The 15,101-nt window shown below is 55.7% G+C and carries 11 protein-coding genes and 3 pseudogenes; 6 read left to right on the top strand and 8 right to left on the bottom strand.

The annotated features are described in order from the left end of the window. Positions 1–74: 74 nt before the first annotated feature. Positions 75–1,211, bottom strand: a pseudogene (locus ACX80E_RS01620) (acyl-CoA dehydrogenase family protein). Between the two features lie 319 nt (positions 1,212–1,530). On the opposite strand from ACX80E_RS01620, the gene ACX80E_RS01615 reads away from it, so the two are divergent. Beyond that, positions 1,531–2,967 carry a purine-cytosine permease family protein gene (locus ACX80E_RS01615; RefSeq protein WP_459299886.1) on the top strand — a complete coding sequence of 479 codons (1,437 nt, stop codon included), beginning with the start codon at positions 1,531–1,533 and terminating at the stop codon, positions 2,965–2,967. Between the two features lie 84 nt (positions 2,968–3,051). Here the strand turns inward: ACX80E_RS01615 and ACX80E_RS01610 are convergent, their stop codons facing one another. Further along, a complete protein-coding gene (locus ACX80E_RS01610) occupies positions 3,052–3,180 on the bottom strand; it encodes a hypothetical protein (RefSeq protein WP_459300076.1) in 129 nt (42 codons plus the stop codon). Between ACX80E_RS01610 and ACX80E_RS01605 the strand changes: the two are divergent. Beyond that, positions 3,131–3,442, top strand: a pseudogene (locus ACX80E_RS01605) (aminotransferase class I/II-fold pyridoxal phosphate-dependent enzyme); the annotation flags it as partial. The gene ACX80E_RS01610 and the pseudogene ACX80E_RS01605 sit on opposite strands and share 50 nt — an antisense overlap. A gap of 103 nt (positions 3,443–3,545) precedes the next feature. Next, positions 3,546–3,677: pseudogene (locus ACX80E_RS01600) on the top strand (aminotransferase class I/II-fold pyridoxal phosphate-dependent enzyme); the annotation flags it as partial. Here the strand turns inward: ACX80E_RS01600 and ACX80E_RS01595 are convergent. Continuing rightward, the gene (locus ACX80E_RS01595) at positions 3,671–4,174 is read right to left on the bottom strand and encodes an IclR family transcriptional regulator (protein ID WP_459299884.1); all 504 of its coding nucleotides are present in this window, start codon (positions 4,172–4,174) and stop codon (positions 3,671–3,673) included. The pseudogene ACX80E_RS01600 and the gene ACX80E_RS01595 sit on opposite strands and share 7 nt — an antisense overlap. A 142-nt stretch (positions 4,175–4,316) precedes the next feature. Between ACX80E_RS01595 and ACX80E_RS01590 the strand changes: the two genes are divergently transcribed. The 3 genes from ACX80E_RS01590 (at position 4,317) to wecB (ending at position 7,352) form a co-directional block, all read left to right on the top strand. Then, a complete protein-coding gene (locus ACX80E_RS01590) occupies positions 4,317–5,507 on the top strand; it encodes a CaiB/BaiF CoA transferase family protein (protein ID WP_459299882.1) in 1,191 nt (396 codons plus the stop codon). A gap of 20 nt (positions 5,508–5,527) precedes the next feature. Beyond that, the gene (locus tag ACX80E_RS01585) at positions 5,528–6,106 is read left to right on the top strand and encodes a YdcF family protein (RefSeq protein ID WP_459299880.1); all 579 of its coding nucleotides are present in this window, start codon (positions 5,528–5,530) and stop codon (positions 6,104–6,106) included. A 106-nt stretch (positions 6,107–6,212) separates the two neighbouring features. Continuing rightward, positions 6,213–7,352 (top strand): non-hydrolyzing UDP-N-acetylglucosamine 2-epimerase, encoded by a 1,140-nt coding sequence (wecB, locus tag ACX80E_RS01580; RefSeq protein WP_459299878.1) that lies wholly within the window; start codon positions 6,213–6,215, stop codon positions 7,350–7,352. Positions 7,353–7,419: 67 nt separating this feature from the next. Here the strand turns inward: wecB and ACX80E_RS01575 are convergent, their stop codons facing one another. From ACX80E_RS01575 to wecC, 5 genes are all read right to left on the bottom strand, one after another. After that, complete coding sequence (locus ACX80E_RS01575) at positions 7,420–8,601, bottom strand: hypothetical protein (protein ID WP_459299876.1); 1,182 nt, start codon at positions 8,599–8,601, stop codon at positions 7,420–7,422. Between the two features lie 226 nt (positions 8,602–8,827). Continuing rightward, positions 8,828–10,444, bottom strand: a complete 1,617-nt coding sequence (locus ACX80E_RS01570; protein WP_459299874.1) for a heparinase II/III family protein — start codon at positions 10,442–10,444, stop codon at positions 8,828–8,830. Positions 10,445–10,801: 357 nt separating this feature from the next. Beyond that, positions 10,802–13,033, bottom strand: a complete 2,232-nt coding sequence (locus ACX80E_RS01565) for a glycosyltransferase (RefSeq protein WP_459299872.1) — start codon at positions 13,031–13,033, stop codon at positions 10,802–10,804. 42 nt (positions 13,034–13,075) lie between these two features. Beyond that, positions 13,076–13,843: a hypothetical protein gene (locus ACX80E_RS01560; RefSeq protein WP_459299870.1), complete on the bottom strand. Its 768-nt coding sequence runs from the start codon at positions 13,841–13,843 to the stop codon at positions 13,076–13,078. Further along, positions 13,840–15,093 carry a UDP-N-acetyl-D-mannosamine dehydrogenase gene (wecC, locus tag ACX80E_RS01555; protein ID WP_459299868.1) on the bottom strand — a complete coding sequence of 418 codons (1,254 nt, stop codon included), beginning with the start codon at positions 15,091–15,093 and terminating at the stop codon, positions 13,840–13,842. Before wecC ends, ACX80E_RS01560 begins: the two co-directional genes overlap by 4 nt. Positions 15,094–15,101: the final 8 nt, after the last annotated feature.

Below are 15,101 nucleotides of genomic sequence, written 5' to 3'. Positions count from 1 at the left end.
CCCCCAGCCGCCACGCAATCCTAGGGGTTCCCGACGCCGTCCGTCTGTGATGCCAGACAATGCGCCCGCTTTTACTACACGAAGGCCGCGATGCCCGTGATGGCCCGTCCTGCCACCAGGGTGTTGATCTCGTAGGTGTCCTCATAGCTGTAAATGGCCTCGGCGTCACAGAAGATTTTGGCCATTTCAATAGTCCACCGAGACACCGTTGCCACCGTTGCCACCGAGGATGCTCCGACCCAGCGCCACAGACTCACGCATGCACTTCGTCACGAACGCCTTGGCCATGGCGGAGTGTTCGTTGCGGGTGGTGCCCTCATCCTCCATCTGCGCCAGCCGGACCATCATGCCCATCGACGCCTGGGCGTTGGAGAGCATGGTGACAAGCTGTTCCTGAATGAGCTGGAAGCTGGCGATCGGCTTGCCAAACTGGTGCCGTTCCACGGCATACTTGCGGGCCACATCGAAGGCCGCCAACTGAATGCCCACGGCCTGCCAACCCACGGTGGCCCGGGTGGTTTTCAGCACCTTGTTGGTGTCGCGAAAGCTGTTGGCGTTGGCGAGTTTGTTAAAGTGCGGCACGACGACGTCCTTCAGGACAATGTCGGCGTTCTGGACCGCGCGCAGGGCAATGCGGTTCTCAATCAGCGTCGCCGTGAAACCAGCAGTGGCGGTGTCAACCAGGAAGCCCTTGACCTGGCTGTCTGCCACATCTTTGGCCCACACAATGACGTAGTCGGACCCAGTGACCACCGTCGCGGACGGCAGCTGTTTGCGCACCGCCGGCAACATCGGATCCGGCCAGTGGCTCAGTGATGGCAAAGACACCCGTTTTCCGAAGGGCATAAATGTCAGGCAGCCAGGCAGCCTGCTGTTCCGCCGAGGCGAGCAGTTCAATCGAACCCGTAAACAGCCCGTCATGACCGCTGAAGAAGGTGCCGAAGGAGGCGTCCACTCGGTGGATGGCGGCCGTCACCATGCCAGCAAACAAGTGCGAGTGGCGCTGTCGGCGCACCGGGCTGATCATGTCCAGCTCGGCGACCTCGGGATCAGTGGACTGGGAATTCGTTGCGGTTCCAAAAGTCACGGGCAATGGGTCGGACATTGGCTTCCATCCAGTCGCGGATGGTGTTTAGCCGGGCCAGTTCGTTGGCCGGCAGCAGACTCTCAAAATAAATGAAGTCGCCGTCAAGATTAGGGCAGTTTGTCAGTGGGGACTGTGGTGGCGGTCAAGGGAAATCTCCTTGCAAGAACAGTGGTCGGGATGGCGACTCGCTCACGGACGCCGCGCCGGGCGGGCGCGCAACGGTTCAGCGACGCCGTCGAACATGGCGGCTATTCGAACAAAGCCCGGCCCCGAAGCCGACTATGCGCCAGATCACACCGCGGGGACGTTTGTCTGTGATCGCAGACGATTTTAGTGAAGCAAGTCACCCGTATCGCGTCAATCATGCTCAGATGGAAGAAGAAATACGGACCCACGGGTTTTGCAGATTCCAACGGAGGAATGTTATGCCTAGGATTCAAACCGTGCGAAAGAGCGGGCCAGCCATTGAGCGGCGCTCCATCGACTTCGTGCCGAACAGCGAGCGCCACGGCAAGCCTTTTGGCCAGTTCACCCTGTGGTTTGGGGCGAACATGCAGATCACCGCGATCGTCACCGGCGCCCTGGCCGTGATCTTTGGGGCGAACGCGTTCTGGGGCATCATTGGTTTGTTTATTGGCAACATCCTCGGTGGCGCCGTCATGGCCCTGCACGCAGCCCAGGGGCCCAAGCTTGGCATGCCCCCGATGATCTCCAGCCGCGCCCAGTTTGGTGTGTTTGGTGCCGTCATTCCCCTGGTTCTGGTCATCATCATGTACCTGGGCTTCGCAGCCACCGGCGCCGTTCTGGCCGGCCAGGCAGTGAACCAGATCATCCCCACCGGAAACCCGGCCGTGGGCGTCATCATCTTTGGCGCACTGACTGTCTTGGTGGCCACCATGGGCTACAAGTACATTCACCTGCAGGGGCGCATTTCCACGGTTGTGGGCATCATCGGCTTCACCTTCCTTGGCATCCAGCTCTTCCTCAAGCACGACGTCGGCGCCATCCTGGGCACAGGCGGCTTCGCCTTCCCCACGTTCCTGCTCGCCATCTCCCTCAGCGCCGGCTGGCAGCTGACCTACGGCCCCTATGTTGCCGACTACTCCCGCTACCTGCCGGCCAACACCCCCGCCCGCAAAACGTTCCTTGCGTGCATGTCCGGTTCCGTTTTGGGCGCGCAGTGGTCCATGACGCTCGGCGCACTGTTCGCCGCCATCCCCATGGCCGCGGGCCATGCCTTCCTTGACGGCCAGGTGGCCTTTGTGGGCGAGCTCGCTGGCGGCGGCGCCTTTGCCGTGCTCATGTACATCGTGATTGTGGTGGGCAAGCTGACGGTCAACACGCTCAACGCCTACGGCGGATACATGACCATCCTGACCTCCGTCAGCGCCTTCACCCGCCAGCTCCGCTTTGCCCCGTGGGTGCGCTTTGCCTACGTCATCGGCTTCATTTCCGTCTCCGTCATCATCGCCCTGGTGGCGTCGGCGGACTTCATCTCCAACTTCAAGAACTTTGTGCTCCTGCTGCTGATGGTGTTCATCCCGTGGAGCTCCATCAACCTGGTGGACTTCTACTTCTCCTCCAAGGAAAAGGTTGACGTCCCGGCACTGTACGACCCCAAGGGACGCTACGGCGCCTGGAACGTTCCGGCCCTGCTCACCTACGCATTCGGCGTTGTTGTGCAGATCCCGTTCCTGGCCCAGCACATGCACACCGGCCCCATCACTCCCCTCCTGGGCGGCGCCGACATCTCCTGGATCGTTGGACTGGTGGCGACGGCCCTTGTCTACTACCCCGTGGCCAAGCGCTTCAACCACCCGCCGGCCGAGATGATCTACCCGGCCGACGACGCCGCACGCGAGCCCGTCGCAACCCGCTAACCCAACCAGCAAAGGAAAACCATGAACACGCACCAGGCTGTGGCGGAGAAGCCAGCCCCGCGAGCTGGTGGCCTCGTTGCCCGTCTATTCCACGGCCGGCGGGCAGCTCCCACCCACCTGGCGTGCGTCGTCGAACGAATCCTTTTTGCCGCCGTCGCTGGCGGTGCTGGCCGCCATCAACTCGGCGGCCCAGCACTGCCAGCGGTACGCCACGCTGGTGGGAGATCCACTGATTGTGGCACTCAGCAGCGAACTGGGCGTAGGGCGGGAGCAAATTGTGACCGGTACCGGATCCCTCGCGGTGCTCCAGCAGTTGTTAACGGCGTTCGCGGGCCCGGGCACCGAGGTGGTTTTTGCATGGCGCAGCTACGAGGCCTACCCCATCCTGGCGCGCCTGACCGGGGCCCGCGATGTCAGCGTGCCGCTGACGGCTGACCACAGGCACGACCTTCCCGCCATGGCACAGGCACTCACGCACTCCACCGCGGCAGTGCTCCTGTGCAGCCCCAACAACCCCACGGGGGACAGTCCTGACTGCTGCCGAGCTGGAGGAGATTCTGGCCGGCATTCCCTCCCACGTGGTGGTGGTCCTGAACCAGGCCTACGTGGAGTTCATGGACGACGCCGATGCCGCCTCCCGGCACAGCCTCGCCTTGTTGAACCGCCACCCCAATTTGGTTATCCTGCGCACCTTTTCCAAGGCCTACGGTTTGGCGGGTCTGCGGGCCGGGCACATGGTGGCGCACCCTGACATGGCCGCGAGCATGGCCCGGCCGCTGGCGGTGAGGTGGGCTGGCAGCCGGACGCCGGGGTTGGTCACCAGCGTGCTCTGCCTCTTGGCCCGCTCCTCGATCACGTAGATGACCTCGCGGCCGTGCATCACGGCCAGGTGGGCCGTGCGCTTGGTACGCTCCACGAGCTGGGCCATGGGGAAGCGGGCCAGGCGCTGCAGCGGGACCTGGCGCGTGTAGCCGGTGCCCAGTTCGTGCGCCGTGACGCCCAGCGCATACTTGCGCTCCTCGGGCAGGTGGACCACAAAGCCGTCCTCGATGAGCGCCGTGAGCAGGTGGTAGGTGGTGGAGGGCGGCAACTCCACGTCCCTGGATATAGCTGCGGCACCCACGGGCCCGGCCTGCGCGGCAATGTAGCGCAGCACCGACAGCACGTTCTTGGCTGCCGGGACCTGCGGCAAGTTCTGTGTTCCCATGGGGCAATGGTAGCCCCTGGCGTCTGTAATCCCAGACGAAATGAACGGCGACCACGGGGCGGGCACCCCCGTTCGGTGGTGTGATGGCAGTTACACGTCCCGGGCTGCCGGGTCGCCATCGTTGAAAAGGACTGCCTTCGCCATGACCACCACAAATGTCCAGGAGACTGCTCCGGCGCCCGCCGCCCTGAACCGCCCCGGCTCGCTTGAGGGCCTCCGGGTTCTCGACCTGTCCCGGGTGCTGGTCGGCCCGTTTTGTGCCATGATCCTGGCGGACCTGGGTGCGGAGGTCATCAAGGTGGAAAGCCCCGACGGCGACGACTCCCGCCACTTCGGCCCCTGGTACAACGGCGAATCCGCCTACTACCGGCTGTTCAACCGCAGCAAGTGCGGGGTCACCATGGACCTGAAGGATCAGGCGGAACGCGAGCGGCTGCTGGCCCTGGTGAGGCGGTCCGACGTCGTCATTGAAAACTTCAGGCCGGGTGTCATGGCCAGGCTGGGCCTCTCCCCCGCGAGCCTGCTGGAGGAAAACCCGCGGCTGGTGCTGGTGAGTATCTCCGGATTTGGGCAGGACGGGCCGCTGCAGAAGGCGCCGGCGTACGACCTCATTGCCCAGGCCATGAGCGGGCTGATGTCGGTCACCGGCTGGCCGGGCGGGGAGGCCACCCGGATCGGGATCAGCATTGGCGACGTCATCCCGGGGCTGTACGGCGCCATCGCGGCGCTGGCAGCCATCAACGAACGCAACAACACCGGGCAGGGGCAGCACATTGACGTGGCCATGCTGGACAGCCTTGTCTCGGTGCTGGAATCCGTGGGCATGCGCGCCCTGCACGGCGAGGAACCGGTGGCCTGCGGCAATGACCATGCCATGTCCACCCCGTTCAGCACCTTCCTGACCGGCCGCGGCTCCATAGCGATCCCTATCGCCGGGGACCGGCTATTCCCCCGGCTCACCGAGGCGCTGAACCGGCCGGAGTGGCTTGAGGACGAGCGCTTCCGTGAGCAGACGCGGCGCAACGAGTTCCCCGTTGAATTCCGGGCGGCGCTGGAGGAGGCGCTGCAGCCGTTCACGGACGATGAGGCAATAGAACTACTCACGGCCCACCACGTGCCGGTATCCAAGGTCCAGACGGTCAATGAGGCCCTCAACAGCGAACACGCCCAGCACCGGGGCACGGTGGCCACCGAATCCGACGGATTCCGCACCTTGGCCTCGCCGCTGCGCCTGACCGGTTCGGTGGCGCCCTCCCCTGCGCCGACGCTGGGCCAGCACAATGCCCTGGTGGGCGGGTGGATGGCGGGTCCGGAGCGCACGGGACGCCCATGATGGGCCGCTAGACTGGGCCGATGCCCGCCACCGCTATGCCCTTTCGCCTGACACCGTCCAAGGTGGTCCTGGCTGTTCTGGTGGTGCTGCTTTTGTGGCTGTTCTTCGCGTCCCAGCTCTTCTACAACGTGCACACGCCCCCCTTGAATAAGGCCGACGCAGTGGTGATGCTGGGCGGCGCCAGCAAGGAGCGCCTTCCTGAGGCGCTGAAGGTTCGGGACGAGCTCAACGCCCCGTTCCTGGTGCTCTCCAACACCGACACCCCGGGAAACTCGACGGCGGACCAGTACTGTGACGCCCATTCCCTGGACCCGTCGGTGATTTGTTTCCTGCCCGAGCCCATGGATACGCGCGGCGAGGCGGATGCCGTGGGGTTTCTGGCGAGCGAGCGTGGCTGGAAGTCGGTTGTGGTGGTGACCTCCAAGTACCACGTGGCCCGGTCGGAACGCCTGATGAACCAATGCACGCCGTCGAAGGTGCAGATGGTGGCCACGGATCCGGAGCTGTCGCCCGCCAAATGGCTACGCCGCTTTGTCATTGAGACCGGCGGGCTGTTCACGGTTTTCCTGAACCCGGAGTGCGACTCCCCCATCCGGTAAGCGAATAGCACCATGGGTATGAGAGAGCCGCACCACCAAAATCGCTAGAAATCCATTTGTCGGATAAAGTCTGATCTGACTAACTAACTCTTATATTGGGGGAACTATGCCCGTTGTCATGCCCATTTATGGAACTCGTCCGGAAGCCATCAAGATGGCGCCAATTGTAGCTGCACTGAAGGCATCTGACTCGTTGGATTGCGTGGTCACAGTGACAGGCCAGCACCGTGAAATGCTCGATCAGGTTAACGAGCTCTTCGAAATCACCCCGGATCATGACCTGGACATCCTTCAGCCCGGACAGTCCCTTTCAGACATCCTGACCCGGACCATCAACGGGCTAGACAAGCTGTTCGCCGAATCCAAACCGGACGTTGTTGTCGTCCAGGGCGATACAACGACATCAACAGCGGGGGCCATTGCCGCTTTCTATCATGGCATCCCCGTGGTGCACGCCGAGGCCGGGCTGCGCAGCCACAACCTCTTCTCCCCGTTCCCCGAGGAAGCCAACCGAAAGATCACAACCCAGATCGCAAGCCTTCACCTAGCACCGACAAATACCAGCAAGCAGAACCTGCTGGACGAGGGCGTGAATGAGGCCGACATTGTGGTCACGGGCAACACGGTGATCGATGCTCTATTCACGACCGTGGACAAGAAAATTCCTTTTACCGACCAGGCTCTTGAGGAACTCGCCGCGAGTGGCAGGAAGATTCTTCTCGTGACCACCCATCGACGTGAGAACCAGGGCGGTGCGATGCGTGGTGTGGGCAGGGCGTTGGCGCGACTTGCCGACGCCTACCCCGAAATCATGATCGTGCTGCCGGCACACAAGAATCCAGTTGTCCGTGAGGCAGTGCTGCCCGCCATCGAAGGCAAAGCCAACGTCATGGTGACGGAACCTCTTTCATATGGAGAATTCACACGACTGATTGCACTTGCACATATCGTGCTGACCGATTCAGGTGGAGTCCAAGAAGAAGCACCCAGCCTCGGTAAGCCCGTACTCGTCATGCGCGACAACACAGAACGCCCTGAGGCCGTTGTCGCCGGTACCGTCAAATTGATCGGAACAGACGAAGAGCGAATTGTCACTGAAGTGACACGCCTTCATGAGGATCAAGACTACTTTGACCAAATGGCCATGGCCGTAAACCCGTATGGCGATGGCAGCGCCGCGAAAAGAACTGTAGCTGCAATTTCTGCAATGCTCAAAATTGGAACTCGGTTGCAAGACTTCAACTAATCACTCATTGTTCAAACAATTCCCCAAGCAGGGCTAAGCATTCATCCGGCTCTTCAGAATTGACTCTTTACATTGCGATGCTGGGGTAGTGTTTCTTGAGGATATCCCGCACCTGGGCGTATTCAGCCCAGTCCTTCTCGGTATAGAAGGGCATCTTCGCCCAAGCCAACCGATCCGCGATACCGCCCATGAGCTCTGCCGGGAAACTTCCATACAGGTTGGGGTTGGCTCTCTCGAAGAACGTCAGATCTAGCTTCTTCGAGAGGGCAAAGACCTCTGCCGGTATATCTCTGACCAGGTCGCTCGCAACGGTCTGACCCGCATGCTTCGCCACATACAGGCTAAGGAAATCGAGCGCAAAGCTCTGACCAAATGCGAAGTCTGGCTTCGGAGGCTTAGGTGTTATTTCCAAGTCAATGGACTTACCCAGTCTGTCTCCGACTATCTGGGCCAATACTTGTTTTCTGTATAGCTTTTCCTCTCCGGGACTAGCCACGGATTTGAGAGACTCCCGGATATGGTCGGGACGGTACTCGGCAAGTACAAACAGGGTTCCGATTTCTGTGAGCCCTAAAACGTAAGGCGCATTTGCGTAGCCAGCTGCTTTGAACGGCTCAGGTGTCGTGTTCTTAGCGGCCACGGGATTAGGGCTAAGATTGCCTGCGAAAGCTTCCAAAATGCCGCCAAATGTAAGATATTTGGCCCGAAAATGATCAGAAACGAGGATAGCGCCCGACCCCATGAACGACCAGTTGTGTTTGTTGTAACCGAGAGCCACCAGATTTGTGCTCACTGTGACCGTGGGGAAGTTCTCGAAGTAGGCTCGTTCACGGCTGAACCGGCCGCCGAAGTCCATAGACACCAAGTTTGTTTCGTCAGGCATGAGGCACAGAGCAGCCAGGGAATCGAAGCCCCCGCTAAAGCTCAACTGCAGGCCGGCCCGTGGCACTTTCACGGGAGTGACGTGACCGGCACTTGATACCTCCGCTAATGTCAGGGCCTTAACGCTGGCAAGAACTGCGTGCGACACAGCGAAATCAAAATGGATAGCGGCGAACGCTCGCCCGCAAAGCGTTGACAGCGCTATTGCAATGTTGTCAGTTAGTAATGAGACAGGCTTGCTAAACTCAAACCACAAATCATCAGGCTCGACGGCGACGCCAGTCCGCACGCATCGAACGTCTATCCGCCTAGCATCGGAAATTCTCAGCGACTCGAAACGTATCCTTGGCTTCTCATTTGTATCCACTGAAGCATCCTAACGAACAAACTATGCAATCATCCAATTCCCGACGCATCCGTCCATGCAGGGCGACTTTGCAGTCGCCCTGCCCACACTTACGTCAGGAGAGCCCAACTTCTTGCTTGACACGAACCATAAATGGGTCAATTCTGAAGAGCCGAATTACCTATCTAGTCGAAGCACACAGCCGGCGAGACTCACATCAACAAATAGACAGTCAAGTCCAGTTTCTTCAATCCAAGTTGTCTGCTTTGTGGCGTACCATTCCGTACTTTATTGACGCATCCATAGTTGACCACCCGTCCCGAGGCAAGATATCTACAGCAACGCACGGCAATTTGATGCCCCATTGGCGGGAAATCCAGCCGGCAGGCAACTGCCCCTTGGTGCCACTTCTGACAACAAACTTCCTCAGAGGGTCAAATTGGATTGTCATCCATGCCTCGACCGTTGTCACCCGAATTTCACCTTGAGAATATGCAATCTCAGCCCCAAGAGGCAAAAGAAATCTTTGTACGGCAACATCATCAAATTGATCTCGACATGTAAAAAAATCTTGAACGGCCATCGCCCCATCACCAAAAGTGACTGATCGCTTCACATGATGAGTGCCATTAACGGCGCAACGTCCGACAAAATACTCATTGGGTGTCCCTCTATCGACAATACTGAGAGAACTTGCAACACGGTTGTGCCGAGGGTCATACAACATTCCAGAGTACAACTCGTCGAACCGAGGAAAGAAAACTCCACTGTGTCCTCGCTGCGACTTTACAGCCAAAGTATAGGAATCGCTCCAATCATAAGAATGAAGTCCGCCGTCAAGTAACAATTCATCGCCGCCAACCGATAAAGTCAACGATGTATCATCAGCATGCTTGTGCACATAACTCGAAAATCCACACTTAAGACTCCTATAGACACCAGATCTCTTTTCGACATAAAGTCCGGACTCCTCAGAAAAGATACTGCCATCTACCGATTTGAAACCAGATGGACCGCCTCCAGAATCACCCATAGCTGGAAAATCTCCATTTGGGAGAACTAAAGTCTGGAGAGTCTTCGTGGCTGGTTGCAACATGGCAGAAATTGTTTGTTCAAAATTCCCACTCCGTTTGCAGGCAGTAATGAAGCGCAATATATCGCGACAGAATCTAACATAGAACGCCTGATAGCCAGCAGTGTTCTCCTTACAAATCCATGTGGAGTCAAAAGCATCCGAGACAATTGAATGCAATTGACGTTCGGCCAACATTTCAATCTCACTTGTGCCAAACAAAGGAAACATATACGCCACATGCAAGACCGCAGTAGCTAGCATCATTCCATGATTATTCCTGGCGTAGTTGCTTTCAATGCCCGCCCACTGCATATCTAGCTCAAGAAGTTCAAACAATATTTCCGGAGGATCCCGATCGATATTCGCGTACTGGGCAAAAAGCATACAGGTCGTCCGAATACGCATGGCGATGGCATGATCAAGTGAAGTCATCTGGCTACTAACTTCTAGCCATGCCACACTCTGGATGAAAGGAACATATTCATCAAGGAAACCCGAGATCAGACTCATTCCCCCCTCCTTCGAGAAAAGTTGAGGAAGATATCCAATCGAGTGAATCCAAAGCAGCGTGCTTTGCAGTTGTTCGTATTCAATTCCGTCAAAACGAAAATTAGACTCGAATGGGCTAACCGTAACATTGTTTGGCAAATTGACAATCAACTCACCCTCCGACTCAGGCCATATCTTCCAGACCGTCGAACCAACCATAAGCATTGAATCCGAAAACGCATCAAGGTATATATTTGGCTCAATCTCGGATGCCCACACTAGATTGCGATTCAAGCGCATAACTGCTCCCAAAACTTAGAGCCCACAACGATGGGCAAAAATAGATGATTATGAAGAGGGTCTGATCCCATTTCACGTTCAATTACGCCAGAAGCGGCATTCAGTGCGTGAACAAGATGATTTGGCATAATCAGAAAATATTACTTAATTGACAAAAGTTCGAAGCCATGAATCGAAACCTGCAGGAAGGCGCGACGCTTCAATGACATGCAGACGAAACCGTACGTTCCACCGGATACAAAGACCGGCGAATCAGTCAGCTAAACCCGAGTATGACCATTTTCTTGTCCAGCTAGTCTGATAGTAAGGACGATTCTAAGAATAGCAAGAGTCACAATTGAAGTATCCGGAAATGGACTACCGAGACAGCCCAATCAAATCCTCATATATACAGGATAAAGCATTCAAAGCACTCGCGCTGTTTCCCACCACTGAAGTATAATCCAACTCCATCCTACTCAGCGCGCTTCCTTCGTCCAGAACACCCCAGATCTTGGCACCGGAGCCCTTGTAATCAGAGAACTTCGAAGGCAGGAATGGGTTAATATCCAAATTGGTTCCTCGCTCGACATCATTGACCATCAAAACATCGAACCGCGTTGACAAATTAAGGAACTCCAGGTATGGCAGATAACCTTGGTAAAGAACGTTTCCAATCAAACCCATGCCAGCCACTTCGCGGCCAAATTCTTCGGCACGGTTCGTGAAGACATGTAAACGAATCTTGCGCCTAATGTGCGATGGCGTATTCATTAACGCAGTAAGAACGTCCGTCAAACCACGATTGTCATAGAATGCCCCGAAGTAGCCGATATTGATCGTAGATTCCGACAATGTGTATTGGGACGGGACTACCGAGTAACTCCTTGCTGGGGGGACGGGGTGGTGGCGGACACGTGACTTACCAAGAACCAGATTTCGCAACTTTTTGTCTGCGATCTTCGACAGCATGTAATCTCGCTGATTGGTATTGGTGAACAGAACTTCATCGGACAGAACATATGTTACATATTCACACCACTCAAAAATGCTATTGCTATCAATCCCCCTGTAACCCTTTGCTGCTACCGCCCGATTGAATAGGGCAAAGAGATCGTCACGAATTAGCTCACCCGAGCGAGGCGCTCCCGAAGCGTCTGTGCTGACGGGGTCAGAAAATTCTGCCGTCCAAACTACCTTCGGATGCTTAAGCTTGAACAGCGCGGCGAGGAAATGCGAACCAGGCCAAAGGACTCGGCTATAAAGGGTTCTGTAACCGTCAATTCTCGCGTCCTGTCGATCCGCCGTCACTATTCCTTTGCGAACAAACTCAGATATCTGTGCCCACCCTGCAAAAGAAGGACTGGACTTCACCTCGAACTGACCATCAATTAGCCTACCAGCGATCGTATTGAGGCTCGAATCTATTCGACGTACCCCGGTCATGCTATTCGAGATTACATCTACAATCCTGCCTCTCTCAACTATGGCCTTGGCAGCAACTACAGCGCTAGTGTCCGAGTAAGGAGCGAAACAATAACTCACGACAAGGTCGCGCGCCTTGCCTGCGTTAAGACGCTTCCAAGGAAAGTCCTGAATTGCATGGTGATCAATCGAATTTTCAATCCGCTTCAGTTCTTCGGGATGACCATCGAGATACCTAGAGACAAACCCCGCCTGTGAGTTCGACAAGGCTACTAGCAAGTTGTCATTAATTCCCTCATCCCAGGCTCGCATTTGTTCCAGTTGGGAAATTACAGCCAGCCTTTGATCCACGGCAAAATCATATGCCAGTTCTTGGCGTGAAATTGAATCGTCTCGAAGTACACGGTAGTAGGCCCCATCAGGATGAATAGTTCCGACCTGAGCCTGGTAGTTGCGGGAAACGGCGATGGATGACATGAAGCAAATATCTTCACCACTCTTGAGTTCCCGCGAATACCGCAGGCCCCGCAGCGCGTTAGTCGGTATCAATTTGCAGGCATTGAATCCAAGGAGCACGGGAACTGAGTTGAGCGGAAACGAAAGCAAAGATTTGGACCTGATCACAGTATTGAGGGCATTGTCGGAGTCCTCGACCCCCTCCGATGAAACATTAACAATCGGGCTTACTGCGATCCTATCCGGAAGGGCAACACGCAGCATTTCCTCGATGAATTTTGGACCGACATAGTCGTCATCGTCGACAAAAGTCGTATACTCGCGAGAGGCTGCAGCTATCCCCAGATTTCTCGCTGCCCCGGCGCTGGGAGTCGGCACATAGAAGATCCGAATTCTATGTTTCGGATAGTTTTGAGAGAAGGCGTTTAGGAGATCAATCGATTTGTCACGCTGGCCGTTTACGACAACGATGATTTCCAGCAGCTCGGGATCAACTGATTGCTCCACGACGCTTGTAAGGCAGCGAATCAATCGATCTTCTCCCCGCCAAGACGGGATGATAATTGATACGCCGGCAGCGAGTTGACCTTCATCTGATCCGACCTCAGCAACACGGACCGCATTAAGCAGGAACCCAAGTTGCTGAATTTCCGCCATTCGTGCCTTTGGATCCAAAGCCATCTTAGGGCCGAAATCGACGTCAACACCGGTGAGATTTTGCGCCTTCATTTTAATTACCTTGACCTTGTATATAAGTGACTGAAGTCATTGCTATGCCTGCATTTGCTTTCGGTTCTTCGACCAAAGCTTCAATGTCAGTTTTCCAAGCTTGGAACCAGACAGCGAATCGTATTTGCGTTCGAGGGCATCGTATTTACTCTTCAACAGAATTAGCTCATTGTCGTGCGTGTCTGTTTCCGTAGGAACCGCCCCCTTGTCGGACGCAAGGGTATTTGCGTTTTCCATATCAGAGATCAGGCTAAGCGCAGCGAACAGCTTCTGTTGGAGTTCCTGAATATAGTCTTGATGCCGGCTGGCAACGTGGCGTGGCTGACCTGCCGTTGCGGCCAGAATACCCGCCTGGACACCTGCCCTAAGCGAATCGTTGTCTAGTGTGAGACCGCCATGGTGACCAGTACTCAGCACGATAGCCTTTGGTAGAAAATTGATCTGTATAAGTTTGAGCCTGCTGGGCAGATTTAGCGTGGCGAGTTGCTCCAAGGCAGTCTGCAAATCTACTTGGAAGTACCAGTGGATAGCTCGATTTCTATCCTCAGTGACGATTGGTAAGATGCGGTTCACCACTGCGTGATTTGGATCAAGGACAAGCACATCTCTGTAATCATTTACCGACAGATTCTCAAATTCACTCGAATCTGCGACAAAGAATACATTGTTTCCCGCAACTGCTATTTGATCATGTCCTGGTCCTTCACCCGAGATGCAAAGAACAGGAGTTGTAATTACAGCGTTGTGCACGATGGACAAGCTGTCGAATTGTCGAATACCGAAGGCGAAGTGGTCACTAGACGCGATCACGGGTTGAAAACACCTTTCGTGTCAATTAATACTTTATCCCTAAGTGATTCTGTAGGCAGTCCCTTTACTTCATTGTGATCCACGAGAACAACAACCACAGCAGATCGGCTAACTGCTGACTCGATGTCAAGCAGCTTCGTGTTGTTCAAGAGTTCGAGCTTATTTGGTAAATTGCCAATGTTCGGTTCAACAATATTGATTGTTTTCTGTGGCAATTGCAACGCGATACTGTGTGCTATGTCAACGGCGGGTGATTCACGTAGGTCGTCGATGTTGGCTTTGAAGGCAAGCCCCAAAATGGCTATTTCAGCCGACTCTGGTAATGCTGCCACTGCATCAAGCACTTGGGTGCGAACCCATTCTGGTTTTGAATCATTGACCTGACGTGCTGTGCGAATAAGAGTTGAATCTTCGGGCGCTGCGGCAACGATGAACCACGGATCGACAGCGATACAGTGACCACCGACTCCAGGCCCCGGCTGGAGAATGTTGACTCGAGGATGATGGTTGGCCAATCGAATCAATTCCCATACGTTGATGTCGAGTCGATCGCTGATCATGGACAGTTCATTGGCGAATGCAATATTTACATCTCGGAATGAGTTTTCAACGAGTTTAGCCATTTCAGCTGTTTTTGCATCGGTCACTAGAATCTCGCCTTGGCAGAACAGCAAGTAAAGCTCTCGAGCCTTTTCGGAGGCCTTGGCGGTGAGTCCCCCGACAATTCGATCGTTTGTGACCAGTTCGATCATTACCTTTCCAGGCAATACTCGTTCAGGACAATGTGCTATGTGGATACGTAGCCTGCCGCCTTCACCGTCCAAGCTGAGGTCCGGACGCAGATTGAGGATGAAATCAGCCATATGCTGGGTTGTTCCGGGAGGGGATGTCGATTCAAGAATGATCAGTTCATCGCCACGAAGTTGGCTTGCAATATTGGTAGCTGCAGCCTCAATGAAGCGGAGATCGGCGCTACGGTCCGATTTAAATGGCGTAGGTACAGCCACGATATAGGTGTCGGCCCATGGGGTGTCGGCAGATGCTTTCAGTCTTCCATGATGCACCGCACTGGACACATGCGCTTCCAGATCTGGTTCAACGAAAGGAACTTCGCCACGATTAACAGCATCAATCGTAACTTGTTTTACGTCCACGCCGATGACATTCGCCCCGTGCGTTGCAAGAATTGCTGCCGTGGGCAACCCAATATATCCCAAGCCGATGACAGCCACTGTATGTTCTTGTTCCATGATCCCTC

It is taken from the genome of Arthrobacter sp. TMN-49 (assembly GCF_054511095.1).
The sequence above is the reverse complement of the archived record's forward strand: the minus strand, read 5'-3'. Positions and strand labels throughout refer to the sequence as shown.

Coding starts and splice junctions, on each gene's coding strand:
- ACX80E_RS01595 (WP_459299884.1), bottom strand. CDS start 4,174: ATGGGAACACAGAACTTGCCGCAGGTCCCGGCAGCCAAGAACGTGCTG.
- ACX80E_RS01590 (WP_459299882.1), top strand. CDS start 4,317: ATGACCACCACAAATGTCCAGGAGACTGCTCCGGCGCCCGCCGCCCTG.
- ACX80E_RS01585 (WP_459299880.1), top strand. CDS start 5,528: ATGCCCGCCACCGCTATGCCCTTTCGCCTGACACCGTCCAAGGTGGTC.
- wecB (WP_459299878.1), top strand. CDS start 6,213: ATGCCCGTTGTCATGCCCATTTATGGAACTCGTCCGGAAGCCATCAAG.
- ACX80E_RS01570 (WP_459299874.1), bottom strand. CDS start 10,444: ATGCGCTTGAATCGCAATCTAGTGTGGGCATCCGAGATTGAGCCAAAT.
- ACX80E_RS01565 (WP_459299872.1), bottom strand. CDS start 13,033: ATGAAGGCGCAAAATCTCACCGGTGTTGACGTCGATTTCGGCCCTAAG.
- wecC (WP_459299868.1), bottom strand. CDS start 15,093: ATGGAACAAGAACATACAGTGGCTGTCATCGGCTTGGGATATATTGGG.